This window comes from Streptomyces sp. NPDC090021, from assembly GCF_044748225.1.
Lineage (GTDB): Bacteria > Actinomycetota > Actinomycetes > Streptomycetales > Streptomycetaceae > Streptomyces.
Window position 1 is genome coordinate 44,229 of sequence record NZ_JBIVFO010000044.1, and the last position, 23,280, is coordinate 67,508.

Consider the following 23,280-nt stretch of genomic DNA (forward strand, 5'->3'; position numbering starts at 1 on the left):
GTCAGTGCCGGTCGTTGCGGAGCACCAGCAGGGCGACATCGTCGGTGAGTCTCCCGCCGGTGTGCCGCAGCAGGGCCCGCTGCACGGCGCCCGCGATCTCCTGCGACCGGCGCAGCTCGGCCGGCAGCCCGCGCCGGATGTGCAACGCACACCCGGTGGCCGGCAGCAGGAACGCGGCGCACGTGGCCAGGCTCGGCACCAGCAGCCCCGGAGTGGCCGGCTCCCAGGACACCGCGGCACCGCCCCAGGCGGCGACGCACACCCGGCGGACCCGGGTCCTCTCCCTGCGCGTGATCATCCGCAGGACTCCCCTCCGGCCGGGTCGATTGTGTCGACCGGACGGCGGCCCCCGACATGGGCCGCGGAGCTTCTCACCCGAACGAGTGAGGGGCCTGTCCGCCGGCGGACAGGCCCCTCACCAGGCCTCGAACGGGTCCGAGGACCGTACGGCTACGCGCCCCGGAGCACCGCCCCGGTCCGCTCGCCGGCGAGCGCCACCGCCGCGTCGCGCGCGGCCGTGGACTCCTCGGCGGTCAGCGTCCGGTCGGCCGCGCGGAAGCGCAGCGCGTACGCCAGGGACTTCTTGCCCTCGCCGACCTGCTCACCGGTGAAGACGTCGAACAGGCGCAGCGACTCCAGGAGTTCACCCGCGCCCTTGCGCAGCGCGGCCTCCACCGAGGACGCCGGGACGGACGCGTCCACGATCAGCGCGACGTCCTGGGTCGCCACCGGGAAGGAGGAGATCCGGGGCGCCTGGACGGCATCGCCGCCGGCCGCCGCGAGGCGGTCCAGATCGAGCTCCATCGCGCTGGTGCGGGCCGGCAGGCCCATGGCCTTGACCACGCGCGGGTGCAGCTCACCGGCGTGGCCGATGACCTGCTCCACACCGCCGACGGTGACGACCAGCTCGGCGCAGCGGCCCGGGTGCCACGGGCCGTACTGGCCCTGGCGGACGACGAGCTCGGTGCCGGCCTCGACGGCCAGCGCGCGGGCGGCCTGGACGGCGTCCGCCCAGTCGGCCGGGCGGCCCCTGCCCCACCAGCCGGCCTGCTCGCGGGCACCGGCCAGCACGACCGCGGCGTACCGCGGCTGCGCGGGCAGCGCCGCGTCCAGGGTGGCGATCTCCTCGTCGGTGGGACGCCGGTCGACGGGCAGCCGTACGGCGACACCCGGCTGGGCGGCGGCCCGGAAGACCGAACCGGTCTCGAAGAGCGCGAGGTCGTGACTGCCCCGGCTGTCGTTGCGGCGCAGTGCGCCGAGCAGACCCGGCAGCAGCGTGGTGCGCAGCGCCGGCTCCTCGTCGGAGAGCGGGTTGACCAGCTTGACGACCTGGCGGGTGGCGTCGTGCGCGGGCAGCTGGAGCTGGTCGAAGACGTCCTCGCCGAGGAACGGGTAGCTGAGCGCCTCGACGTAGCCGGCGCCGGCCAGCGCGCGTCCGACCCGGCGGTGCAGCTGCTGGCGTGCGGTCAGGCCGCGGCCGGAGGGCACCTGCGGAAGGGTCGACGGGAGGTTGCCGTAACCCTCCAGCCGGATGACCTCTTCGGCGAGGTCGTTGGGCGCGGCGAGGTCGGGCCGCCACGAGGGCAGCGTCACGACGAGCTCGTCCTGGCCGTAGACGTCGCAGCCGATCTCCTGGAGGCGGCGCACGACGGTCTCGCGGCCGTAGTCCATGCCCGCGACCCGGTCCGGGTGGTCCGCGGCCATCGCGATGGTGCGCGGCGCGCCCGGGGCGATGACCTCGGTGACGCCGGCCTCGGCGGTACCGCCCGCGAGGAGCACGAGCAGGTCGACGGTGCGCTGCGCGGCCGCGGCGGCGGCCAGCGGGTCGACGCCCCGCTCGAAGCGCTTGGAGGCCTCGGAGGAGAGCTTCATGCGGCGGGCGGTGCGCGAGATCGACACGGAGTCGAAGTGCGCGGCCTCGATGACCACGTCGGTGGTGCCGGTGACCGCGCCGGTCTCCGGGTCGGTGACGGAGTCGGCGATCTCGGTGTTGGCGCCGCCCATGACACCGGCGAGACCGATCGGCCCGCTGTTGTCGGTGATCACCAGGTCCTCGGCGTCGAGCGTGCGCTTGACGCCGTCGAGGGTGGTGAACTTCTCGCCCTGCTCGGCGCGGCGGACGCCGATGGTGCCGTCGATCCGCGAGCGGTCGTAGGCGTGCAGCGGCTGGCCCAGTTCGAGCATCACGTAGTTGGTGATGTCGACGGCGAGCGAGATCGGGCGCATGCCCGCCTTCTGCAGGCGGCGCTGGAGCCAGATCGGGGAGCGGGCCTCGGGGTCGAGACCGGTGACGGTGCGGGCGGTGAAGCGGTCGCAGCCGGCCGGGTCGTCGATCTTGACCGGGTAGCCGTACGAGTTCGGTCCGGGCACGTCGAGCAGTGCCGGGTCGCGCAGCGGCAGGCCGTAGGCGGTGGCCACCTCGCGGGCGATGCCGCGCAGGGACATGCAGTAGCCGCGGTCCGGGGTGACGTCGATGTGCAGCACCTCGTCGACGAGCTGGAGCAGCTCGACCGCGTCGGTGCCGGTCTCGTGCTCCGGCGGCAGCACGATGATGCCGTGCGTGCCGTCGTCGCCCATGCCGAGCTCCTCGCCGGAGCAGATCATGCCGTGCGAGGTCTTGCCGTACGTCTTGCGCGCGGCGATCGCGAAGTCACCGGGCAGGACGGCGCCGGGCAGGACCACGACGACCTTGTCGCCGACGGAGAAGTTCCGGGCGCCGCAGACGATCTCCTGCGGCTCCCCGGTGCCGTTGGCGGTGCCGACGTCGACGGTGCAGAACCGGATCGGCTTGCGGAAGCCCTCCAGCTCCTCGATGGTCAGCACCTGGCCGACGACGAGGGGGCCCTTGAGCCCGGCGCCGAGCTGCTCGACCGTCTCGACCTCCAGGCCGGCGTCGACGAGCTTGGCCGCGACGTCGCGACCGGATTCACCGGCGGGGAGGTCGACGTACTCCCGCAGCCACGAAAGCGGGACCCGCATCAGATCTCCATCCCGAAGGGCCGGGTGAAACGAACGTCACCCTCGACCATGTCTCGCATGTCTTCAACGTTGTGACGGAACATCAGCATCCGCTCGATGCCGAAGCCGAAGGCGAACCCGCTGTACTTCTCCGGGTCCACACCGCAGGCGGTCAGCACCTTGGGGTTGACCATGCCGCAGCCACCGAGCTCGATCCAGCCCTCGCTGGAGCAGGTGCGGCACGGCCGGTCGGGGTTGCCCACCGACTCGCCGCGGCACACGTAGCACTGCATGTCCATCTCGGCGGACGGCTCGGTGAACGGGAAGAAGTGCGGGCGCAGCCGGGTGGTGGTCTCCTCGCCGAACAGCTCCTTGACCATGTGGTCGATGGTGCCGCGCAGGTCCGCCATGGTCAGGCCCTCGTCCACGGCGAGCAGCTCGACCTGGTGGAAGACCGGGGTGTGCGTCGCGTCGAGCTCGTCGGTGCGGTACACGCGGCCCGGGCAGACAATGTAGACGGGGGGCTTGCGCTCCAGCAGCGAGCGCGCCTGCACCGGGGAGGTGTGGGTGCGCAGTACGACGCCGGACTCGTCGCCCTCGGTGCCCTCGGGCCCCTTGACGAAGAAGGTGTCCTGCATCTGGCGCGCCGGGTGGTCGGGCGTGAAGTTGAGGGCGTCGAAGTTGAACCACTCCGCCTCGACCTCGGGACCCTCCGCGACCTCGTAGCCCATGGCGACGAAGATGTCCGCGACGCGGTCCATCAGCGTGGTCAGGGGGTGGCGGGCGCCGGCGGGCGTCCGGTCGTACGGCAGCGTGACATCCACCGCCTCCTCGACCAGCACCCGCTCGTCCCGCTCGGCCTCAAGCTCCACGGTGCGGGCCCCGAAGGCCTTGTTCACGGCGCCGCGGGCCTGGCCCACACGCTTGCCCGCGTCGGCCTTGGCCTGCGGGGGCAGGGCGCCGATCTCGCGGTTGGCGAGCGCCAGGGGCGAGCGGTCGCCCATGTGCGCGGTCTTCGCCTCGCGCAGCGCGTCGAGGTCGCCGGCGGACGCGAAGGCGGCGAGCGCCTCGTCCCGCATGCGCTCGATCTCTTCCGGTTTCAGTGCCTCGACCTCGACAGGGTCGTACGACTTGTTCGGTGCCGACATCTCTTCCCGTACTTCCGATGGCTGGCTGGTGGGTCCCCGTACGACACGATCAGACCGATCGAAGCAGAGACACAAGGGTGCCAAAGGACGATTCTAAAGGTCGCTGGGGGTGAAAGGAGCCCGTGGGCCGCCCCGCGGGACCTCCGCAGGACTACTGCGTGAGATAGGCCGGGGCGCTCACGGGCAGGATGAACCGGAACTCGGCGCCGCCGCCGGGTCCGCGGCCGACCGTGATGGTGCCGCCGTGCGCCTCCACGATGCCCTTGACGATGTACAGGCCCAGGCCGGTGCCGCCGCGCTTGCTCCCCCGCCAGAAGCGGGTGAAGACGCGGGCCATCGACTCCTCGGGAATTCCGGGGCCTTCGTCGGACACAGTGACTGCGGTTCCCTTCTCATGCGGCGATACCCCGATGGTGACCGTTCCTTCGCCGTGGCGCACCGCATTTTCGAGGAGGTTGCCGAGGATCTGGTCGATCTTGTCCGGGTCGGCCCACAGGTCGGGCAGCGGCCGGCTGACGCTGACGAGGAAGCGCTCGGGTTCCTGGCCGTTCGCGGTGAGCGCCTGTACGTGCCGGCCTACCGCGGTGGCGATGTCGACCGGCTGGCGGCGCACCTCCAGCCGGCCGGAGTCGATGCGCGAGATGTCGAGGAGCTCCGCGATGAGGCGGGTGACCCGGTTGGCGTCGGCGTCGACGGTCTCCAGCATCAGCCGCTTCTGGTCGTCCGTGAACCGTTCCCACTTGGCGAGCAGGGTCGCGGTGAACCCCTTGACGGAGGTCAGCGGGGAGCGCAGCTCGTGGGCGACGGTGGCGATCAGCTCGGCGTGGCTGCGCTCGGTGCGGCGGCGGGCCTCGGTGCCGCGCAGGGTGACCACGAGTCGGCGCACGGGGCCGGTGGGGTGGGTACGGATGTAGCTCGCGGAGACGAGCACCTCGCGGCCGCCGGGGAGCAGCAGGTTCCGCTCGGGCTGCCCGCGGCGGGTGGCGAGCCCCCCGTACGGGTCCGTCAGCGCCCACCAGCGACGGCCTTCGAGGTCCTCCAGCGGAAGTGCCCGGTCGATGGGGGCGCCGAGCGCCCGCTCCGGTGCGAGCCGGGTGATCCGGGCGGCGGCCGCGTTGAAGCAGATCACCCGGCCCCTGTCGTCGGCTACGACGAGCCCGTCGGGCAGGCTGTCGGGGTCCACCGCGAAGCCGAGGCCGCCGCCCGGGGCCTCGCCGGCCGCCCGGTCCGCCCGGTCCGCCCGGTCGGTCCGGACCGGCGGCCGGGCGCCGCGCGCACGGCCCGAGTCCACCGCCTGCGGCGGTACGCCGCACAGCCCGTCGACGGCCGCGGCCGGGGGTTCGGGGGCGTCCCGGAACCGCTCCTCGGCCGCGTCAGCGGCTCCGGGTGAGCTGTTCGTACCGACGATCATGTCCCCGTACCCCACATTTCCGAGTAGCGCAGTGGGCCCCTCCGGGCCGCCACACTACTAGCTGGGGGTCACGGAGCGGCACCCTCCGGGCGCCCGCTGTGCACGCGCGGATGCGTAGAGGCACACGGCGGCGGCCGTCGCAAGGTTCAGACTCTCCGCCTTCCCGTGGATCGGGACCCGCACGACGGCGTCCGCGAGGGCCCTGGTCTCCTCCGGCAGGCCCCAGGCCTCGTTGCCGAAGACCCAGGCGGAGGGGCCGCCCATGGTGCCCGCGTCCAGCTCGGCGTCGAGGTCGTCCTCGCCGGCTCCGTCGGCCGCCAGGATCCGTACGCCGGCCGCGCGCAGCCCCTCGACGGCCTGCTCCACCGGGACGCCGACGGCGACCGGGAGGTGGAAGAGGGAGCCCACGGAGGCCCGTACGGACTTGGGGTTGTACAGGTCCACGGAGGCGTCGGTCAGCACCACCGCGTCGGCGCCGGCGGCGTCCGCGCAACGCAGCACCGTACCCGCGTTGCCGGGGTCGCGGACGTGCGCGAGGACCGCGACGAGCTTGGGCCCGGCCGCGAGGATCTCCTCGAAGGGCGAGTCGAGGAACTGGCAGACGCCGACGAGGCCCTGCGGGGTGACGGTCTGGGAGACCTCGGCGAGCACCTCGTCACCGGCGTAGTGGACGCGGGCGCCCGCGGCCAGGGCCGCGCCGATGATCTCGGAGTAGCGCTCGGCGGCCTCGACCGTGGCGAACAGCTCGATCAGGGTGGAGGCACCCGTGGGGCCGCGGTGCTCGACGGCCTCGCGGACCGCCTGGGGGCCCTCGGCGATGAACCGCCGCTCCTTGGTGCGGAAGTTGCGCCGCGCCAGTCGCCTGGCGGCGGCCACCCGCGGGGATCGGGGGGAGATCAGCTCGGCGGGGGTACCCATGGTCTCTGCGGTTCTCTCTCGGGGTGCCGGAGCGCGCGCGGACGGGGCCGGCGCGGGAACGGACGTGGTGCGGGGCGAAAGCACACGGACCCGCAGGCGAATGCCTGCGGGTCCGTGGGGGCCGGCTGCGTGATCGCGGGCCGGCCAGGGCGTGTTTCGAAAGTAGCGCCGTCCGCCCGGAGGGCGGGCCCCGCGGCGTCTGGTGCGTGCGATCGCAAGGCGGAGGGTCGTCCTCGTACTGGGCGTACTTGGACGATCCCGACAACGCGGCGAGCGTGCGTACCAGGCGTCGTGGGGCAGGCGGGACTTTCGAAACACGCCCTAGCCCTTAGGCAGCGGCCTTGGGGGCGTTGACGTCGGCCGGAAGCGCCTTCTGCGCGACCTCGACGAGCGCGGCGAACGCGTTGGCGTCGTTGACGGCCAGCTCCGCGAGGATCTTGCGGTCCACCTCGATGTTGGCGGCCTTCAGACCCTGGATGAGGCGGTTGTACGTCATGCCGTTCTGGCGGGCAGCGGCGTTGATGCGCTGGATCCACAGCTGACGGAAGTCGCCCTTGCGCTTCTTGCGGTCGTTGAAGTTGTAGACCAGCGAGTGGGTGACCTGCTCCTTGGCCTTGCGGTACAGGCGCGAACGCTGACCGCGGTAGCCGGAGGCCGCCTCGAGGATCGCCCGGCGCTTCTTGTGGGCGTTTACTGCCCGCTTGACGCGTGCCACTTTTTACTCCTTGTAGCGGGGCCGTGGGTGTCTTCACACGACCCGGAAATTCGATGGGGTCCCGGTCTCGACATGCATCCGCTCCCGGCAGGGGGAGCGGTGGATGTCAGATGCCGAGAAGCTTCTTGATCTTCGCGGCGTCGCCGGGAGCCATCTCCGCGTTGCCGGTGAGGCGGCGGGTGACACGGGACGACTTGTGCTCGAGCAGGTGGCGCTTGCCGGCGCGCTCGCGGAGCACCTTGCCGGAGCCGGTGACCTTGAAGCGCTTCTTGGTACCGCTGTGCGTCTTGTTCTTCGGCATGGCGCCGTTATCTCCTCGTCGGTGGCGCTCCCGCGCCGGTCCGGACCGGACCGGCTGGTGGGAGCGTCATGGTGTGTAGGTGATTCGAGACAGGTGCCTCGGAATCAGGCCTCGGCGTTCGCCTCGCCGGCGTCGGCCTCGGTGACCTTGGCATCCGTGGCGTCCGTCGCCTCGACCGGGGCGGCCTCCTTGGAAGGAGTCGCCTCGTCGGCAGCGGCGGCACCCTGGCGCTCGGCCTTGCGGGCGGCCTGCGCCTCGCGGGCTTCGGCCATCGCCTCGGTCTTCTTCTTGTGCGGACCGAGGACCATGATCATGTTTCGGCCGTCCTGCTTCGGGTTCGACTCGATGAAGCCGAGCTCCTCGACGTCCGAAGCGAGACGCTGCAGCAGTCGGTAGCCCAGTTCCGGCCGGGACTGCTCGCGACCACGGAACATGATCGTGATCTTGACCTTGTCGCCCTGCTTGAGGAACCGAACGACGTGACCCTTCTTGGTGTCATAGTCGTGCGGGTCGATCTTCGGCCGGAGCTTCATTTCCTTGATGACCGTGTGCGCCTGGTTCTTGCGCGCCTCACGGGCCTTCATGGCCGACTCGTACTTGAACTTGCCGTAGTCCATGAGCTTGCAGACCGGCGGGCGTGCGGACGCCGCGACCTCGACCAGGTCGAGGTCGTACTCCTGCGCGAGCTCAAGCGCCTTGGCAAGCGGCACGATGCCGACCTGCTCGCCGCTGGGACCGACGAGTCGTACCTCGGGAACGCGAATCCGGTCGTTGATGCGGGGCTCGGTGCTGATGGATCCTCCTCGGTAGCACCACACGACTGCCTGGCAGACAGCCGCTGACGTGTATTTCCGTCAGACCGACCACAGCGGGAGAATGAAAAAAGCCCCGCCGGGCACAGGCAGGGGCTCCAAAACGACCGGAGCACCGCCGCATGCGAGACGCGGGGCGCAAACTCGGGCGGCTTTCCATCGTCCGTACGGAACGATGGATGCCGCCTGACCGGTGACCCGCCGCCCCGGAAGGCGGTCAGGTGGGAGAACGGAGCCTCCACTTGTGGGCCGGACACCACAGCATCCGGCCGGTCGATGTACATACTAGCACCCGCGTTGCAAGCCCGCCGCACGGCATATCGTGGGGCGCATGACTGACGCGACACCCTCCACCCCCACCGATTCCGCTGCCGACGGCGCGCCCGACTACGACGCCATGACCCGCGACATCGCGGACGTGCCCGCCGTCGAGGTGATCACCACGGTGGCCGTGCACCTGCTGAGCGCCGCGGCGGTCAACCTGGGTCTGGACAAGCCGGACTCCGAGCACAAGGACCTCGACGAGGCCCGCAAGCTGATCACGGCCCTCGCCGGTCTGGTCACCGCGAGCGCCACCGAGATCAGCTCCTTCCACGCCGCCCCGCTGCGCGACGGCCTGAAGTCGCTGCAGCTGGCCTTCCGTGAGGCCTCGATCGTCCCGGACGAGCCGGGCCAGGGCCCGGGCGAGAAGTTCACCGGCCCGGTCTTCGGCTGATCCCCGGCCGGTCTCGTACCGCGCACGACGTAAGGAGGGGCGGGCCGTGATCCACGGCCCGCCCCTCCTTACGTCGTTCAGCGGGTGAAGAGCGGCTCGCCGGGCGGGACCGGGGCGTCCGCCGGCAGCAGCGCCAGGTTCAGGCCGCGCACCAGGCGGGCCCGCAGGGTGGTGTCCGCCGCCAGGGCCTCCGCGACGCGGCGGGCCGCGGCCGGCGTCCGCGCGTCGGCGGCCAGCACGATCGCGAGGATGCCGTCGGCGTCCGCCCCGCCCGGGCCCAGGTGGGCGCGCAGTACGGCCGGCTCGCCGGACACGACGGCCCGTACGGCCTCCCGCACGGCGGGGTCGGCCAGCGGGTCGGTGTCCGTGCGGCCCTCGGCGAGTGCGAGCAGCGCGGGACCGGTCAGCTGGTAGGCGACCGGGCCGGCCAGGTCCAGCACCACGGTGTCGGCCTTCTCGTGCGCGGCGGCCGCCAGGGCCTGGTGCAGCGGGACGGCCACCGGCCGGGCGGCCGGGTCCCAGAGCGCGAGCGAGGCGATCGAGGTGAAGGCGGGCAGGGCCCGGCGGTCGCCCGCCCGCAGGGTCGGGACGGCCATGTCGCTGGTCTTCTCCCGCTGGAGGCCGGTCTCCGGGTCGGTCTCCACCTCGCCGAGCATCGCGACCACCGGGACCAGCAGCCGGGCGCCCTTGAGCGCGGCCAGGACCCGCGGCTCCTGGGTGCGGTCCTCGGCCCACGCGGCCAGGGCCGCGGTCAGCTCGGGATCGGCGGAGCCGTCGTCGTCGGAGAAGCCCGGGTCGGGAATGTTCTTGTTCGCCATGTTCGCCACAGTTACCCGACCCTACTGTGCCGGGTGCGCGTCGCCGCCCCGGGTACCCCGTCGCGGCCGCCGGGCCAGTACGGCGGCCAGGCCGAGCAGCGCCGCTCCCGCGACCGCGGCGGCCGGGGCGCCGAGCCGGGCGGACCGCTCGGGCGGGCGGACCGGCTCGGGACCCGGGCCGAAGTACGTGCTCCCGGCCGCGGCCGGGACGGGCACCGCGGCCTCCGGCCGCATGGCCTGCGCGACCTGCAGGGCGGCGGCGGGATCCACCATGCCGTGGCCGCGGGCGTCGTCACGGCCGCCCGCCGGGGAGTCCGAGGCGGTGTCCTCCAGCAGCTTCTTGACCTGCGCCGGGGACAGGTCGGGGTGCGCGGCCTTGACGAGGGCCACCGCTCCGGAGACGAAGGCCGCCGCGGCGCTGGTGCCCCAGCCCTCGTAGTAGGAGCGGTCGGGGTCGGCGATGACGACGTCGACGCCGGGGGCGCTCACGGTGGCGTACCAGTTGCGCGTGGAGAACCTGGCCTTCCGGCCGCGACGGTCGACGGCCGTCACGGCGATGACCCCCGGATAGGCGGCCGGGTAGGAGACACGGTCGCCCGACTCGCCGCCGTTGCCCGCCGAGGCGACGACGACCACGCCCTTGGCGAGGGCGTACTGCACCGCCTCGTCCTCGCCCGCCTCGTGGTGGGCGGAGTCGCTGTCGTCGCCGAGGGACAGGTTGATGACGTCGGCTCCGTGGTCCACGGCCCATCGGATGCCTTCGGCCAGCGCGCCGCCCTTGCTCTCGCGGGCCTTCGCGCGGCCCGGGTCCGCTTCTTCGAGGATCACCCGCACCGGCAGGATCCGTGCCTGGGGGGCGATGCCGAGGACGCCCTGGCTCCGGCTGGGACCGTGGCCGTGCCCGGCGATGATGCTCGCCATGGCCGTCCCGTGGCGGGCCCAGGCGCGGTCGCCGGGGCCGGCGCCCATGCCGATGAGGTCGGTGCCGGCGAGGACCTGCCCGGACAGGTCCGGGTGGGAGTCGTCGACGCCGGTGTCGAGGACGGCGACGGTCACGCCGTCGCCGCGAGTGGTTCCCCAGGCCTCCTCGGCGCGCAGGGCCAGAAGTCCCCACTGGCGGTCGCGGACGGCGTCCGCGGCTGCCGGGGCGGCGGTGGCGGTCACGAGCAGCGCGACGGCGGCGAGCACGGCCGCGCCACGGGCGGGGGTCCGTGCGGGGGCGCGGGTCATCGTGGGGCCTTCGGGGCGGGAGTGGCGCGCGCGGTGGCGTCCGTTGCGGACGGTACGGCGAGGGTCGCCAGGCCGTCCCCGAGGCGTTCGGCGAGGGCCTTGGCCTCGTGGCCGAGGCCGGCCTGCGCGGCCGCGCTCGTGGCGTCCTTCTTGACGAGGTCCTCGGCGGGGCGGGGGGCGTCCTGGGTGCGGCCGTCGGCGAAGGCGGAGACCGCGTAGACGACGACGGGGGCCTCGCTGCGTACGGAGGCCGCCCAGGCGGCCCGCTGGGTGTCGTCGAACCCGTGGGCGGGCGGGGCGGTGAGCCGGCCGTCGAGCGTCTTCATCGTGGGCGCGTCGGCGGGGGTGAAGACCATGCCGACGGCGATCAGGGAGCTGCGGGTGGCGTCGGTGTAGGTGGCGCGGAGCACGCGGGTGCAGCCGGTGGGGGCCAGCAGGGCCTGCCAGTCCGGGGCGAGGGCGGCCGGGCAGTCGGCGTCGGGGGCGAGCGCGATGCGGGTCCAGGTGCGGTGGGCGCCGCCGGGGCCGGCCACGGGGCCGGTGAGGACGGGCGGGAGGAGGCTGTCGACCTGGGCCGAGCGCCAGAGCGAGCCGGCCTTGCGGTGGGCGGCGTCCGCGGTCAGGGGGCGTTGCGCGGCGCGGTGTTCGGCCCAGGTGGTGACGGCGGCGCCGCCGAGGAGGCCGCCGCCGAGGATGAGGCACAGGGTGGCGGCCGCGACGCGGCCGGGGTGGCGGCGCGGTGGTGCGAGTTCGGGCCGGGGCGGCGGGGACCAGGGATCGGGCTCGCCCGGGATCGTGGTCCGCGGTGTCGTCGTGGTCATCCGGCGGCTCCGCCCCCCGTTCCGTACGGCTGCCTGTCCGTACTCTACGTGGTCCCCGGGAAGGCCCTGCCGAGACGGCCGCCCCGCCGGTCCCGGCGGGGCGGGGCGGCGCGGGCTGGGGCGGGGCCGAGGGAGCCTTGGCGGGGCCGAGCGGGGTCGGAAGCGGGGGTCTCTGCTAGGGCCGGGCCTCGGCGGGGCCGGGCAGAGTGGAAGGGGGGTCGGTGCCGGGGCCGGGGTGGGATGTCGTCCGGGACTGCATGATTTATGGCGCCTCGGCCGGGCCTGCCCGTACGGGCTCCCAACGCGCCAACACATCACGTTTTACGTCCCGGCCAACACCCCACCCCGTCCCCACCCCCGCCTCTGCAAGCCCCCGCAGCGACCCCTTCCGCCACCGGCCCCCTCTCAGCCCCCGCCGCCCCCCTCTCAGCCCCGACCGGCTCCCACTCAGCCCCCGCCGGCGTTTGAGGCGCGGGGGTCGGGGCGGAGCGCCAGGTCTTGATCCGCACCGACTTCCCGGCCCCTACCGACCCCCTCGGCCTCCGCCGGTTCCCTTCCAACTCCACCGACTTCAGCCCCGCCGGCTGGATTTCAGCCCCGCCGGCGTTTGAGGCGCGGGGTCCGGGGCGGAGCCTCGGGGGGAGACCGCCCGACCCCTACCCACCGGTACAGACCTCTGGCAAGCTGCCGCCCATGAACTCCCCCGCCGCCGACCGTGCCCGGTACGACCGGGCGACCGCGCACCTGGACGCGCCGCTGGCCATCGTGGATCTCGATGCCTTCGACGCCAACGCCGACGACCTCGTGCGCCGGGCCGGCGGCAAACCGGTCAGGGTCGCCAGCAAGTCCGTCCGGTGCCGCGCCCTGCTGGAACGGGTCCTGGCCCGGCCCGGGTTCGCCGGGATCATGTCGTACACGCTCGCCGAGTCGCTGTGGCTGGCCCGCTCCGGGTTCGAGGACGTGCTCCTCGCCTACCCCTCCGCCGACCGGGCCGGCTTCGCGGAGCTGGCCGGCGACGCCAAGCTGGCCGGCGCCGTGACCGTGCTGGTGGACGACCCCGCGCAGCTGGAGCTGATCGACGCGGCCCGTGACGGCGGCGCGGAGGAGATCCGGGTCTGCCTGGAGCTGGACACCGCCCTGCACCTGCTGGGCGGCCGGATCCGGGTGGGGGCGCGCCGCTCTCCGCTGCGCGAGCCCGCGCAACTGGCCGCGCTGGCCCGTACGGTCGCCGCCCGGCCCGGGTTCCGGGTCGTGGGGCTGATGGCGTACGAGGGCCACGTCGCCGGGGTCGGGGACGCGCTGGCGGGGCGCCCGCTGCGGTCCCGGGCCATCCGGCTGATGCAGGGCGCGGCCCGCAGGGAGCTGGCGGCGCGGCGGGCGGAGGTGGTGGCGGCCGTGCGGGCCGTCGTACCGGACCTGGAGTTCGTCAACGGCGGCGGTACGGGCAGCGTGCAGCAGACCGCGGCCGAGGACGCGGTGACGGAGATCGCCGCCGGGTCGGGGCTGTACGTGCCGCGGCTCTTCGACAACTACACCTCGTTCCAGGGGCGTCCGGCGGCGCTGTTCGCCCAGCCGGTGGTGCGCAGGCCCGGTGTCGGCGTGGTGACGGTGCTCGGCGGGGGCTATCCGGCCTCCGGTGCGCCCGGCCCGGACCGGCTGCCGGTGCCGTACCTGCCGCAGGGGCTGCGTTACGACCCGCAGGAAGGTGCCGGCGAGGTGCAGACCCCGCTGCTGGGGAGCCCGGCCGACGACCTGCTGATCGGCGACCGGGTCTGGTTCCGCCATGCCAAGGCGGGGGAACTGTGCGAACGGTTCGACACCCTGCACCTCGTCGAGGGCGACCGGGTCACGGCCGGCGTGCCGACGTACCGGGGTGAGGGCCGCACCTTCCTCTAGGGCCTGTATTGAGTTGCCCCGCACTTCGCCGGTCTGGCACACGGTGTCCGTCTGGTCCGGTACGACGGTGCTGTCGCCGCGGCGGACCGGGCCGGCCGTGCCGTCGTGGCCGATGTGGCCGGGCAGCGGGGTGCCGGGGCGGGCGAGGGCTCCGCACGCGTCGGTGAGGGCATCGGCCGCGGCGAGCGCCTGGAGGCGGCGGGCGGGTGGTGGCGCGTGGGGACACGGGGGAACGCTCCTTGGCGGTGCAGGCGTCCCGGGCGGGCGTCACGGGCGGTGGAGCACGACAGCCGGGCGTCGCGCTGACGCCCGGCTGTCGGGTGGGGGGTGCTGGGGTGCGTGTCTAGAGGGGGGTGACGTACGCGCCGGAGATGCCGCCGTCGACGAGGAAGTCGGTGGCGTTGATGAAGGAGGAGTCGTCGCTGGCGAGGAAGGCCACGGCGGCGGCGATCTCGGTGGGCTCCGCGAACCGGCCCAGCGGGATGTGCACGAGCCGGCGGGCGGCACGCTCGGGATCCTTGGCGAACAGCTCCTGGAGAAGCGGGGTGTTGACGGGCCCGGGGCACAGGGCGTTGACGCGGATGCCCTCGCGGGCGAACTGGACGCCGAGCTCGCGGGACATGGCGAGGACGCCGCCCTTGGAGGCGGTGTAGGAGATCTGGGAGGTGGCGGCGCCCATGATGGCGACGAAGGAGGCGGTGTTGATGATGGATCCGCGGCCCTGGCGCTGCATGTAGGGCAGGGCTGCCTTGCAGCAGAGGTAGACGGAGGTCAGGTTGACGTCCTGGACGCGGCGCCACGCGTCGAGCCCGGTGGTGAGGATGGAGTCGTCGTCCGGGGGCGAGATGCCCGCGTTGTTGAAGGCGATGTCGACGGAGCCGTAGGTGTCGAACGCCGTCTTGAAGAGGGCGTCGACGTCCTCCTTGTCGGTGACGTCGACCTTGACGAAGAGGCCTCCGACCTCCTCGGCGGCGGCCTTTCCGGCCGTCTCGTCGATGTCGGCGCAGACGACGTTGGCGCCCTCTGAGGCGAGGCGGCGGGCGGTGGCGAGGCCGATGCCGCTGCCGGCTCCCGTGATGACGGCGGTGCGGCCGACGAGGCGGCGGCAGATGATCTCGGTGGGCTCTACGGACATGTGGTTCAGGCCTCCGTGCTGATGAAGACGTTCTTGGTCTCGGTGAAAGCGGTGAGGGCGTCGGGTCCGAGCTCGCGGCCGAGTCCGGACTGCTTGTAGCCGCCGAAGGGGGTCCAGTAGCGGACGCTGCTGTGGGAGTTGACGGACAGGTTGCCGGCGGCGACGGCGCGCGAGACGCGCAGGGCGCGGCCGATGTCCCGGGTCCACAGGGAGCCGGAGAGGCCGTATTCGGTGGCGTTGGCCAGGCGTACGGCGTCCTCCTCGTCCTCGAAGGGCAGGACGACGGCGACGGGGCCGAAGACCTCCTCGGCGGCGACGGGCGCGGTGGGGGCGACGTCGGTGACGAGGGTCGGCGGGTACCAGAAGCCGGGGCCTTCGGGGGCGGTGCCGCGGAGGGTGGTGAGGTCGTCGGTGACGAAGGACCGTACGCGGTCCAGCTGGGTCCGGGAGATCAGCGGGCCCATGTGCGTCTTCTCGTCGAGCGGGTCGCCGACGGCGACGGCCTCGATACCGGGGGCGACGAGGTCGAGGAAGCGGTCGTAGGCGGAGCGCTGGACGAGGATGCGGGTGCGGGCGCAGCAGTCCTGGCCGGTGTTGTCGAGGAAGGCCATGGGGGCGGCGGCCGCGGCGGCTTCCAGGTCGGCGTCGGCGAAGACGATGTTGGGGCTCTTGCCGCCGAGTTCGAGGGTGACGCGCTTCACCCGGTCGGCGCACTTGGCCATGATCTGCTTGCCGACGCGCGTGGAGCCGGTGAAGACGATCTTCGCGACGCCGGGGTGTTCGACGATTGCGTCGCCGGCGGTGTCCCCGCGGCCGGGGAGCACCTGGAAGAGGTGTTCGGGGATCCCGGCTTCGAGGGCGAGTTCGGCGAGGCGCAGTGCGGTGAGGGGGGTGGTCTCGGCGGGCTTGAGGATGACGGCGTTGCCTGCGGCGAGTGCCGGGGCGAGGCCCCAGGCGGCGATCGGCATGGGGAAGTTCCAGGGGGCGATCACGCCGATGACGCCGAGGGGTTCGAGGAAGGTGACGTCGATGCCGCCGGCGACGGGGATCTGGCGGCCGGAGAGCCGTTCCACTCCCCCGGCGGCGAAGTCGAGGAGGTCGCGTACGTTGCCGGCCTCCCAGCGGGCGTTGCCGATGGTGTGGCCGGCTTCGCGGACCTCCAGCAGGGCCAGTTCCTCGATGTGCCCGTCGACGACCGCGGCGAAGCGGCGCAGCAGGCGGGCCCGGTCGGCGGGGGCGGCCGCCGCCCAGGCGCGCTGGGCCGCGGTGGCCCGGGTGACGGCGGCGTCGACGTCGTCCCGTGTGGCGGCCGGGACGACGGCGACGAGTTCCTCGGTGGCCGGATTCAGCACTTCCAGCGCATCGGACACGTGGTGCCTCACAGTTTCGGTTCGGTGGCGTGGGTGACTACAGGCGTTCGAAGGAGCGGCGCAGCTCCCAGTCGGTCACCGCGGAGTCGTAGGCGTCGAGTTCCACGCGGGCCATGTTCCGGTAGTGGGCGACGACCTCGGGACCGAAGGCGGCCTTGGCGATCTCGCTGTTCTCCCAGAGTTCGGCGGCCTCGCGCAGGGTGGCGGGAACGTGTGCGTAGTCGCCGGTGTAGGCGTTGCCGGTGCAGATCGGCGGCAGTTCCAGGCGGTTCTCGATGCCGTAGAGCCCGGCCGCGACCAGGCCGGCGACGGCGAGGTAGGGGTTGACGTCGCCGCCGGGGAGGCGGTTCTCGAAGCGCATGGAGCGGCCGTGACCGACCACGCGCAGGGCGCAGGTGCGGTTGTCGAGGCCCCAGGCGACGGCGGTCGGTGCGAAGGATCCCGGCCGGAAACGCTTGTACGAGTTGACGTTCGGGGCGTAGAGAAGGGAGAAGTCGCGCAGCGCGGCGAGCTGGCCGGCCAGGAAGTGGCGCATCACGGGGGACATGCCGTGTTCCTCGTGGTCCTCTCCGGCCATCACGTTGCGTCCGTCGGTGTCGGTGAGCGAGAGGTGGATGTGACAGGAGTTGCCCTCGCGCTCGTCGTACTTGGCCATGAAGGTGAGCGAGACGCCTTCCTGGGCGGCGATCTCCTTGGCGCCGGTCTTGTAGACGGAGTGCTGGTCGCAGGTGGTGAGCGCCTCGTCGTAGCGGAAGGCGATCTCGTGCTGGCCGAGGTTGCACTCGCCCTTGGCCGACTCGACGGTCAGGCCGGCGGCCTGCATCTCGTTGCGGATCCGGCGCAGCAGGGGTTCGATGCGGCCGGTCCCGAGGACCGAGTAGTCGATGTTGTACTGGTTGGCGGGGGTCAGGCCGCGGTAGCCCGCGTTCCAGGCCTGTTCGTAGGTGTCCTGGAAGACCATGAACTCCAGCTCGGTGCCGACCATCGCGGTGTATCCGTGCTCGGCGAGGCGTTCCAGCTGGCGGCGCAGGATCTGCCGGGGGGCGGCCACGACGGGGGTGTCGTCGTTCCAGGCCAGGTCGGCCAGGATGAAGGCGCTGCCGGGGTTCCAGGGGATGCGGCGCAGGGTGGCGGTGTCGGGGCGCATGGCGAAGTCGCCGTAGCCCCGGTCCCAGGAGGACATCTCGTACCCGTCGACGGTGTTCATGTCGGTGTCGACGGCGAGGAGGTAGTTGCAGCCCTCGGTGCCGTGCGCGAGGACCTCGTCCAGGAAGAACTGTGCGGCGAACCGCTTGCCCTGGAGCCGCCCCTGCATGTCGGGGAAGGCCAGGACGACTGTGTCGATCTCACCGCTGGCGACGAGGGCGCGGAGCTCCTCGGGCGCGAGCGGCGGCTTGCGGTCTACCACGGGAATCTCTCCTTCGGTGAGCCGAGGAGGCCTAAGGTATTAAATAGAACCATTGCTTGGGAAGGGGAGGAGCCGAGATGACCGATACGGCGAGTGAAGGCGACGCCGCCCGGCGCCTGAACCCGGTGCTGCGCCAGGTGCGGGCGGGCAACGGGTTCGAGGAGGCGCTGGAGCAGATCCTCCAGGTGGTCCGCCTGGGTCTGGTGCCCGGCGGCGAACGGCTGCCGCCCGAGCGCGAGCTGGCGGAGCGGATGGGGATCAGCCGGGTCACCCTGCGCGAGGTCCTGAAGGTGCTGCAGGACCAGGGGCTGGTGGAGGCACGGCGCGGGCGGTACGGCGGAACGTTCGTACTCCCCCGCCCCGACACCCCGGCCGGCGGCACCGAGGAGGAGCTGCGCAGGCGGGTGGCGGGCGTGGACATCGAGGACGTCCTGCGCTTCCGCGAGGTGCTGGAGGTGGGGGCGGCCGGACTGTGCGCCTCGCAGGGACTGACCGAGGAGGGCACCGAGCGGCTGCTGGCCGCACTGGGGGCCACCCACGACGCCCCGCTCGCCGACTACCGCCGCCGGGACACGCTGTTCCACCTCACCCTGTGCGAGCTCGCCGGATCCGCCACCCTGACCGCCCAGTACGCCGCGGTCCGGGCCACCGTCAACGACCTGCTCGACTGCATACCGCTGCTGGTCCGGAACCTGGAGCACTCCCAGCAGCAGCACACCGCGCTGGTGGAGTCGGTGCTGGAGCGGGACGCGGCCGGGGCGCGCGAGACCATGCGCGAGCACTGCTGCGGCACAGCGGCGCTGCTGCGCGGATTCCTCGCCTGAGGCGGACGGGGACGGGGGGCCGGGGGGTGTCCGAGAGGTTTTCGTAACTTCTGTTTTACGCAGAGGTCTTGCGCGCTCCGCTCCCCTGGGACAAAGGTACGCCCCACAACCATTGCCCTCAGGCAGGAGCGCACGATGGCCGACGACATCGAGGCACGGCTGACAGCCGCACCCTCACCCACCACCTCACCCGCCGCCGGCGGCGACGGCCCGGACGACTACCTGGAGCGCCGCACCCTGCGCCGCGGCAGCGCCGGCTGGCTGCTCCTGACCGGACTCGGCGTCGCCTACGTCGTCTCCGGGGACTTCTCCGGCTGGAACGTCGGCCTCGACAAGGGCGGCTTCGGCGGTCTCGCCATCGCCACCGTCCTCATGGGTGCCATGTACGCGTGCCTGGTGTTCTCCCTCGCCGAACTCTCCACCATCCTGCCGACCGCGGGCGGCGGCTACGGCTTCGCCCGCCGCGCGCTGGGTCCCTGGGGCGGCTTCCTCACCGGCACCGCCATCCTCATCGAGTACATCCTGGCCCCGGCGGCGATCGTCATCTTCATCGGCGACTACGTGGAGTCCCTCGGCCTCTTCGGCCTGACCTCCAGCTGGCCCGTCTACCTCGGCTGCTTCGTGATCTTCATCGGGGTGCACCTGTGGGGCGTCGGCGAAGCCCTGCGCTTCAGCCTCGTCGTCACCGCCGTCGCCGTCGCCGCCCTGCTGATCTTCGCGGTGGGCGCCTTCACGGAGTTCAGCGCCGACGGGCTGAACGACATCCCGGTCGACCCGAACGCCTTCGGCTCGAACTCCTGGCTGCCACTGGGCGTCCTCGGCATCTGGGCCGCCTTCCCCTTCGGCATGTGGTTCTTCCTCGGCGTGGAAGGCGTACCGCTGGCGGCCGAGGAGGCCAAGGACCCGGTCCGCTCCATGCCGAAGGCCCTGTCGATCTCCATGGGCATCCTCGCCCTGCTGGCCCTGATCACCTTCTTCGCCGCGACCGGAGCGCAGGGCGCCGACGCCGTCAAGACGGCCGGCAACCCGCTGGTCGTCGCGCTGGAGGGGGACGGCGGCCCGACCGCGCTGAGCCGGTTCGTGAACTACGCGGGACTGGCCGGCCTCGTCGCCTCCTTCTTCTCGCTCATCTACGCGGGCTCCCGCCAGCTCTTCGCCCTCTCGCGCGCCGGCTACCTGCCCCGCTTCCTCTCGCTCACCTCGAAGCGCAAGGCCCCGTACCTGGGCCTGATCATCCCCGGCGCGATCGGCTTCGCCCTGGCCGCCTCCACCGGCAACGGCGCCCGCATGCTCAACATCGCGGTCTTCGGCGCCACCATCTCCTACGCCCTCATGGCGCTCTCCCACATCGTGCTGCGCCGCCGGGAGCCGCAGCTGGAGCGCCCTTACCGCACCCCGGGCGGCATCCTGACCTCCTCGGTGGCCTTCGCCCTCGCCCTTTCGGCCCTGGTCGCCACCTTCCTGGTGGACAAGGACGCGGCGTTCATCGCGCTGGCCGTCTACGCCGTCGCCCTGGCCTACTTCGCCTTCCACAGCCGCCACCACCTCGTGGCCTCGGCACCCGAGGAGGAGTTCGCGGCCCTCGCCGAAGCCGAGGCGGAACTGGCCCGCGACTGAAACCCTGTCACCGTCCGTCCCCACCCCTTCCGGAGGTACTGAACGTGCCCAGGCCGCTCATCGGCATCACCACCTACGTCGAGGAATCCACCCGCTACGGCGTGTGGGACCTCCCGGCGTCCCTCGTACCGACCGGGTACCACGAACTCGTCCAGGCGGCGGGCGGCGCGGCCGTGCTGCTGCCCCCGGACGAGCCCGGTGCGGCGGCGGAGGTGCTGAGCAGGGTGGACGGCCTGGTCGTCGCGGGCGGCCCGGACGTGGACCCGGTCCACTACGGCGCCGCGCGCGACCCCCGTACGGGTGCCCCCGCGACGGTCCGCGACCAGTGGGAGCTGGCCCTCATCGACGCCGCGCTGGAGGCGGGCGTGCCCGTGCTCGGCATCTGCCGGGGCATGCAGGCGCTGAACGTGGCCCTGGGCGGCACCCTGATCCAGCACATCGACGGCCACGTCGACACCCCGGGCGTCATGTCCTGGCACCCGGTCCGCCCGGTCCCGGGCACCCGGTACGCGGACCTGGTCCCGGAGGAGGCACAGGTCCCGACCTACCACCACCAGGCGGTCGAGAGCCTGGGCCGCGGCCTGGTCGTCTCCGCCCACGCGCTCGACGGCACGGTGGAGGCGATCGAGATCCCCGACCCGGCGCGCTGGGTGCTGGGCGTCCAGTGGCACCCGGAGCGGGACAAGGACACCCGGGTCATGGCCTCCCTGATCGAGGCGGCCACGGCACGCAGCGCGGTGCCGGTGGCCTGACCCGCCGCACTGCGGACCGCCGCCCCCGCCCCCGCCCCGCGGAGGGGTCCGGGGGCGGCCCCGTACCGCCCGAATGGCCCCGGGGCCCGCACCCGCGCACGCTTGACGGGTGAGCACCGACGCGCACAGCACGCCGAAGGGGCCGGTGGCAGGGTTCCTCGACAATCCGGTCGTGGGCATGGCGCCGTGGATCATCTTCTCGCTGCTGGTCGGCCCCGGACGGTTCGAACTCGCCGTCGGGCTGGCCCTGGCCGCGGCGGTCGCCCTGATCGCGCTGACCCACCTGGTCCACCGCGGCAGCTCCTGGAAGCTGCTGGAACTGGCCGACGTGGTCTTCTTCGCGTCGATGGCCGTCATCGGAGCACTCGTCGACGACGGGACCCTGAACTGGCTGGAGACGTACGCGGGCGAGGTCGCCAACATCGCGCTGGTGGTGATCGCCTTCGGCTCGATGGCCGTGCGGATGCCGTTCACCCTCCAGTACGCCCGTGAGCAGGTCGATCCGTCGCTCTGGCACACCCGCGGCTTCCTGCGCACCAACTACATGATCACAGGGGCGTGGGGCATCGCCTTCCTGATCGCGGCCGCCGCCGGAGCCTACGGGGACCTGGTCCTGCACAACCCGAGCAACATCTGGACCGGCTGGATCATCCAGATCCTGGCGATCGTCGCCGCCGTGAAGTTCACCGTCTGGTACCCGGACGTCGCCCGCGCCCGGGCGGTCCGCGAAGCCTCCGGCCTGCCTCCCGAGCCCACCCGGTGGGCGGGCTTCCTGGTGCCGCTCGCGGGCCTGCTCGTACCGATCGGCATCGCCGTCCTGATCTTCGACGACATGGGGTGGCTGGGCGTGGCCCTGATCGTCGCGGGCTCCCTGCTCACCAGGGCCCTCCAGTCCCGGTCCCGGGCCCCGGGCTGACGCCGGCCGGGCCCGTGGCGGCGGCCCGGCCGGCGGCCCGGCGCGGCTCAGCCGAAAACGACCGACCGCAACTGCAGGCGGGCCGAGCCGTGGCCCGTGACCGGCCGCAGCGTGAAACAGTCGCCCTCGCATCCGGGTTCGGTGAACACCGTCGCGGTGGAGGTGGTCCGGTTGCGCGGCGAGTGCGCCGGGGAACCGGCACCGGGGTCGGCGACCTCGGGCAGCGTGACGCACTCCCCGCTCGCCGGGTCGTCCAGGATCACCCGCAGGGAGCGGCCGCCGAGGCCGGTGACCGTGTACTGGAACTCTCCCGTGGCGGCCGAGGCCGAGACCGGGAGGGTCAGCGGAGCGTGACGGCGCCGAAAGCGGCGAGGGCGGCGTGGCATAGACGCATCGGGGTTTCTCCTCGTGGGGGATACCTGCGCAAGCCACCTTTCCCGCGGGTCCGCCCGAGGGCACCCTCCGTACGGCGGCGAATCGTTCCCCCTCGCCCGAACGGACGGACGCCTCCCCGCCCCGCTGTTCCGCAGATCACAGTGACGTGCCCGGCCCCGCCTCCTACGATGCGTGATCGATACACCCATGTCCGCCCGAGGATTCCAGCCCGCCCGAGGAGACCGATCCCGTGACCACCGGCGCCGTCGCCCGCGAGAGCTACTACGAGCGGACGGGCGAGCACCGCTACAAGCCCACCGCGCACGCCGGCGGTGCCTGGAACACCGACGAGCAGCACTTCAGCCCGCTCGCCGGCCTCGTGGTCCACGCGCTGGACGGCCACCTGGCGCAGCGGCCCGAGCCCCTGGCGCTCGCACGGATCAGCTACGACATCCTCGGCCGCATCGCACTCGACGAGTGCGAGATCACCGTCGAGACCCTGCGCCCGGGCCGGACCATCGAACTCCTCGAAGCGACCGTGGCCATCGGCGGCCGTACGGTGGTCCGCGCCCGCGCCTGGCTGCTGGCCACCCTCGACACCTCCTCCGTCGCCGACAGCCCGCACGAGCCGATGCCCGCCCCCGGAGACCTCGCTCCATGGGCGATGGACGAGGAGTGGGACGGAGGCTACGTCTCCTCCATCGAGGTCCGCCGTACGCCGCCCTCCCGCCGCGGCCGCACGGCGGCCTGGGTGTCCTCGCCGCTCGCTCTGGTCGCCGGCGAGGAGAGCAGCGCCCTCGCCTCGTACATCGCGCTCGTCGACACCGCGAACGGCGTCGCGGTCCAGCAGGACCCCACCGCATGGATGTTCCCGAACCTCGACCTGACCATCCATCTGCACCGGCAGCCGCGCGGCCCCTGGACCGGCCTGGACACCACCGTCACCTTCGGCCCGTCGGGGCAGGGGCTCACCAGCAGCGTCCTGCACGACGTCGACGGCCCGGTCGGCCACGCCGAACAGATCCTCACGGTCCGGCCCCTCCCCTAGGGCCAATGCCGTTCGGTTAGCCGTCTGGCGGGTTTGGCAAGGGGTTGTGCTCGATATGGATGGTGGTCCTGTGGGTTCGGTGGTCGACGTCG

22 protein-coding genes are annotated in these 23,280 nt (G+C 72.8%); 7 read left to right on the forward strand and 15 right to left on the reverse strand.

The genetic code is table 11. The annotated features are described in order from the left end of the window. Position 1 precedes the first annotated feature (1 nt). From ACIPXC_RS29015 to infC, 8 genes are all read right to left on the reverse strand, one after another. Positions 2-298, reverse strand: a complete 297-nt coding sequence (locus ACIPXC_RS29015) for a hypothetical protein (RefSeq protein ID WP_401623996.1) — start codon at positions 296-298, stop codon at positions 2-4. A 152-nt stretch (positions 299-450) separates the two neighbouring features. Further along, a complete protein-coding gene (gene pheT / locus ACIPXC_RS29020) occupies positions 451-2,979 on the reverse strand; it encodes a phenylalanine--tRNA ligase subunit beta (RefSeq protein ID WP_401623998.1) in 2,529 nt (842 codons plus the stop codon). Next, complete coding sequence (gene pheS / locus ACIPXC_RS29025; protein ID WP_183067647.1) at positions 2,979-4,106, reverse strand: phenylalanine--tRNA ligase subunit alpha; 1,128 nt, start codon at positions 4,104-4,106, stop codon at positions 2,979-2,981. The genes pheT and pheS overlap by 1 nt, the downstream gene beginning before the upstream one ends. Positions 4,107-4,257: 151 nt before the next feature. Beyond that, positions 4,258-5,517, reverse strand: coding sequence for an ATP-binding protein (locus ACIPXC_RS29030; protein ID WP_401624000.1), 1,260 nt, complete (start codon positions 5,515-5,517; stop codon positions 4,258-4,260). Positions 5,518-5,574: 57 nt separating this feature from the next. Continuing rightward, a complete protein-coding gene (locus ACIPXC_RS29035; RefSeq protein WP_401624002.1) occupies positions 5,575-6,435 on the reverse strand; it encodes a TrmH family RNA methyltransferase in 861 nt (286 codons plus the stop codon). Positions 6,436-6,763: 328 nt separating this feature from the next. Then, the gene (gene rplT, locus ACIPXC_RS29040) at positions 6,764-7,150 is read right to left on the reverse strand and encodes a 50S ribosomal protein L20 (RefSeq protein ID WP_007263143.1); all 387 of its coding nucleotides are present in this window, start codon (positions 7,148-7,150) and stop codon (positions 6,764-6,766) included. Between the two features lie 106 nt (positions 7,151-7,256). Further along, positions 7,257-7,451, reverse strand: coding sequence for a 50S ribosomal protein L35 (rpmI, locus tag ACIPXC_RS29045; RefSeq protein ID WP_030012385.1), 195 nt, complete (start codon positions 7,449-7,451; stop codon positions 7,257-7,259). Positions 7,452-7,555: 104 nt separating this feature from the next. Beyond that, the gene (infC, locus tag ACIPXC_RS29050; protein ID WP_401624004.1) at positions 7,556-8,269 is read right to left on the reverse strand and encodes a translation initiation factor IF-3; all 714 of its coding nucleotides are present in this window, start codon (positions 8,267-8,269) and stop codon (positions 7,556-7,558) included. Positions 8,270-8,594: 325 nt separating this feature from the next. Here infC and ACIPXC_RS29055 point away from each other — a divergent pair, with 325 nt between their 5' ends. After that, positions 8,595-8,978, forward strand: a complete 384-nt coding sequence (locus tag ACIPXC_RS29055; protein ID WP_030963249.1) for a DUF1844 domain-containing protein — start codon at positions 8,595-8,597, stop codon at positions 8,976-8,978. 77 nt (positions 8,979-9,055) lie between these two features. Here ACIPXC_RS29055 and ACIPXC_RS29060 read toward each other — a convergent pair whose 3' ends face one another. From ACIPXC_RS29060 to ACIPXC_RS29070, 3 genes are read right to left on the reverse strand one after another with little or no spacing between them, the layout of a single operon-like run. Next, positions 9,056-9,796: an SseB family protein gene (locus ACIPXC_RS29060; protein WP_401624007.1), complete on the reverse strand. Its 741-nt coding sequence runs from the start codon at positions 9,794-9,796 to the stop codon at positions 9,056-9,058. A 21-nt stretch (positions 9,797-9,817) separates the two neighbouring features. Next, entirely contained in the window at positions 9,818-11,026 is a 1,209-nt protein-coding gene (gene mycP / locus ACIPXC_RS29065; protein ID WP_401624009.1) for a type VII secretion-associated serine protease mycosin, read from the reverse strand. After that, on the reverse strand, positions 11,023-11,847 hold the full coding sequence (locus ACIPXC_RS29070; protein WP_401624011.1) for a hypothetical protein: 825 nt from the start codon (positions 11,845-11,847) through the stop codon (positions 11,023-11,025). The genes mycP and ACIPXC_RS29070 overlap by 4 nt, the downstream gene beginning before the upstream one ends. A 693-nt stretch (positions 11,848-12,540) precedes the next feature. On the opposite strand from ACIPXC_RS29070, the gene ACIPXC_RS29075 reads away from it, so the two are divergent. Continuing rightward, positions 12,541-13,743 (forward strand): amino acid deaminase/aldolase, encoded by a 1,203-nt coding sequence (locus ACIPXC_RS29075; protein ID WP_401624013.1) that lies wholly within the window; start codon positions 12,541-12,543, stop codon positions 13,741-13,743. Positions 13,744-14,086: 343 nt separating this feature from the next. Here ACIPXC_RS29075 and ACIPXC_RS29080 read toward each other — a convergent pair whose 3' ends face one another. Genes ACIPXC_RS29080 through ACIPXC_RS29090 form a run of 3 tightly spaced genes read right to left on the reverse strand, consistent with a single transcriptional unit; the run spans position 14,087 to position 17,656 of the window. After that, entirely contained in the window at positions 14,087-14,878 is a 792-nt protein-coding gene (locus ACIPXC_RS29080; protein WP_030656005.1) for a 3-oxoacyl-ACP reductase, read from the reverse strand. A 5-nt stretch (positions 14,879-14,883) separates the two neighbouring features. Next, the gene (locus tag ACIPXC_RS29085; RefSeq protein WP_401624015.1) at positions 14,884-16,248 is read right to left on the reverse strand and encodes an aldehyde dehydrogenase family protein; all 1,365 of its coding nucleotides are present in this window, start codon (positions 16,246-16,248) and stop codon (positions 14,884-14,886) included. A gap of 37 nt (positions 16,249-16,285) precedes the next feature. Further along, positions 16,286-17,656, reverse strand: a complete 1,371-nt coding sequence (locus ACIPXC_RS29090) for a glutamine synthetase family protein (protein WP_401624017.1) — start codon at positions 17,654-17,656, stop codon at positions 16,286-16,288. A gap of 77 nt (positions 17,657-17,733) precedes the next feature. Between ACIPXC_RS29090 and ACIPXC_RS29095 the strand changes: the two genes are divergently transcribed. The 4 genes from ACIPXC_RS29095 (at position 17,734) to ACIPXC_RS29110 (ending at position 21,765) form a co-directional block, all read left to right on the forward strand. Next, positions 17,734-18,480 (forward strand): FadR/GntR family transcriptional regulator, encoded by a 747-nt coding sequence (locus ACIPXC_RS29095; protein WP_401624019.1) that lies wholly within the window; start codon positions 17,734-17,736, stop codon positions 18,478-18,480. Between the two features lie 135 nt (positions 18,481-18,615). Next, positions 18,616-20,097 carry an ethanolamine permease gene (gene eat / locus ACIPXC_RS29100; protein ID WP_401624021.1) on the forward strand — a complete coding sequence of 494 codons (1,482 nt, stop codon included), beginning with the start codon at positions 18,616-18,618 and terminating at the stop codon, positions 20,095-20,097. A gap of 44 nt (positions 20,098-20,141) precedes the next feature. Beyond that, on the forward strand, positions 20,142-20,849 hold the full coding sequence (locus ACIPXC_RS29105; protein WP_401624023.1) for a gamma-glutamyl-gamma-aminobutyrate hydrolase family protein: 708 nt from the start codon (positions 20,142-20,144) through the stop codon (positions 20,847-20,849). A gap of 109 nt (positions 20,850-20,958) precedes the next feature. Continuing rightward, positions 20,959-21,765, forward strand: coding sequence for a hypothetical protein (locus tag ACIPXC_RS29110; RefSeq protein WP_401624025.1), 807 nt, complete (start codon positions 20,959-20,961; stop codon positions 21,763-21,765). A gap of 47 nt (positions 21,766-21,812) precedes the next feature. Here ACIPXC_RS29110 and ACIPXC_RS29115 read toward each other — a convergent pair whose 3' ends face one another. Continuing rightward, the gene (locus ACIPXC_RS29115) at positions 21,813-22,151 is read right to left on the reverse strand and encodes a hypothetical protein (RefSeq protein WP_401624027.1); all 339 of its coding nucleotides are present in this window, start codon (positions 22,149-22,151) and stop codon (positions 21,813-21,815) included. A 239-nt stretch (positions 22,152-22,390) separates the two neighbouring features. Here ACIPXC_RS29115 and ACIPXC_RS29120 point away from each other — a divergent pair, with 239 nt between their 5' ends. Next, entirely contained in the window at positions 22,391-23,188 is a 798-nt protein-coding gene (locus tag ACIPXC_RS29120; protein ID WP_401624029.1) for a thioesterase family protein, read from the forward strand. Positions 23,189-23,280: the final 92 nt, after the last annotated feature.

Bases quoted from the DNA above. Each gene is read 5' to 3' on its own strand.
- mycP (WP_401624009.1), bottom strand. From the start codon at position 11,026: ATGACCCGCGCCCCCGCACGGACCCCCGCCCGTGGCGCGGCCGTGCTC.
- ACIPXC_RS29055 (WP_030963249.1), top strand. From the start codon at position 8,595: ATGACTGACGCGACACCCTCCACCCCCACCGATTCCGCTGCCGACGGC.
- ACIPXC_RS29035 (WP_401624002.1), bottom strand. From the start codon at position 6,435: ATGGGTACCCCCGCCGAGCTGATCTCCCCCCGATCCCCGCGGGTGGCC.
- ACIPXC_RS29030 (WP_401624000.1), bottom strand. From the start codon at position 5,517: ATGATCGTCGGTACGAACAGCTCACCCGGAGCCGCTGACGCGGCCGAG.
- pheT (WP_401623998.1), bottom strand. From the start codon at position 2,979: ATGCGGGTCCCGCTTTCGTGGCTGCGGGAGTACGTCGACCTCCCCGCC.
- ACIPXC_RS29015 (WP_401623996.1), bottom strand. From the start codon at position 298: ATGATCACGCGCAGGGAGAGGACCCGGGTCCGCCGGGTGTGCGTCGCC.
- ACIPXC_RS29060 (WP_401624007.1), bottom strand. From the start codon at position 9,796: ATGGCGAACAAGAACATTCCCGACCCGGGCTTCTCCGACGACGACGGC.
- pheS (WP_183067647.1), bottom strand. From the start codon at position 4,106: ATGTCGGCACCGAACAAGTCGTACGACCCTGTCGAGGTCGAGGCACTG.
- ACIPXC_RS29070 (WP_401624011.1), bottom strand. From the start codon at position 11,847: ATGACCACGACGACACCGCGGACCACGATCCCGGGCGAGCCCGATCCC.
- rpmI (WP_030012385.1), bottom strand. From the start codon at position 7,451: ATGCCGAAGAACAAGACGCACAGCGGTACCAAGAAGCGCTTCAAGGTC.
- ACIPXC_RS29115 (WP_401624027.1), bottom strand. From the start codon at position 22,151: ATGCCACGCCGCCCTCGCCGCTTTCGGCGCCGTCACGCTCCGCTGACC.
- ACIPXC_RS29095 (WP_401624019.1), top strand. From the start codon at position 17,734: ATGACCGATACGGCGAGTGAAGGCGACGCCGCCCGGCGCCTGAACCCG.
- eat (WP_401624021.1), top strand. From the start codon at position 18,616: ATGGCCGACGACATCGAGGCACGGCTGACAGCCGCACCCTCACCCACC.
- ACIPXC_RS29080 (WP_030656005.1), bottom strand. From the start codon at position 14,878: ATGTCCGTAGAGCCCACCGAGATCATCTGCCGCCGCCTCGTCGGCCGC.
- ACIPXC_RS29075 (WP_401624013.1), top strand. From the start codon at position 12,541: ATGAACTCCCCCGCCGCCGACCGTGCCCGGTACGACCGGGCGACCGCG.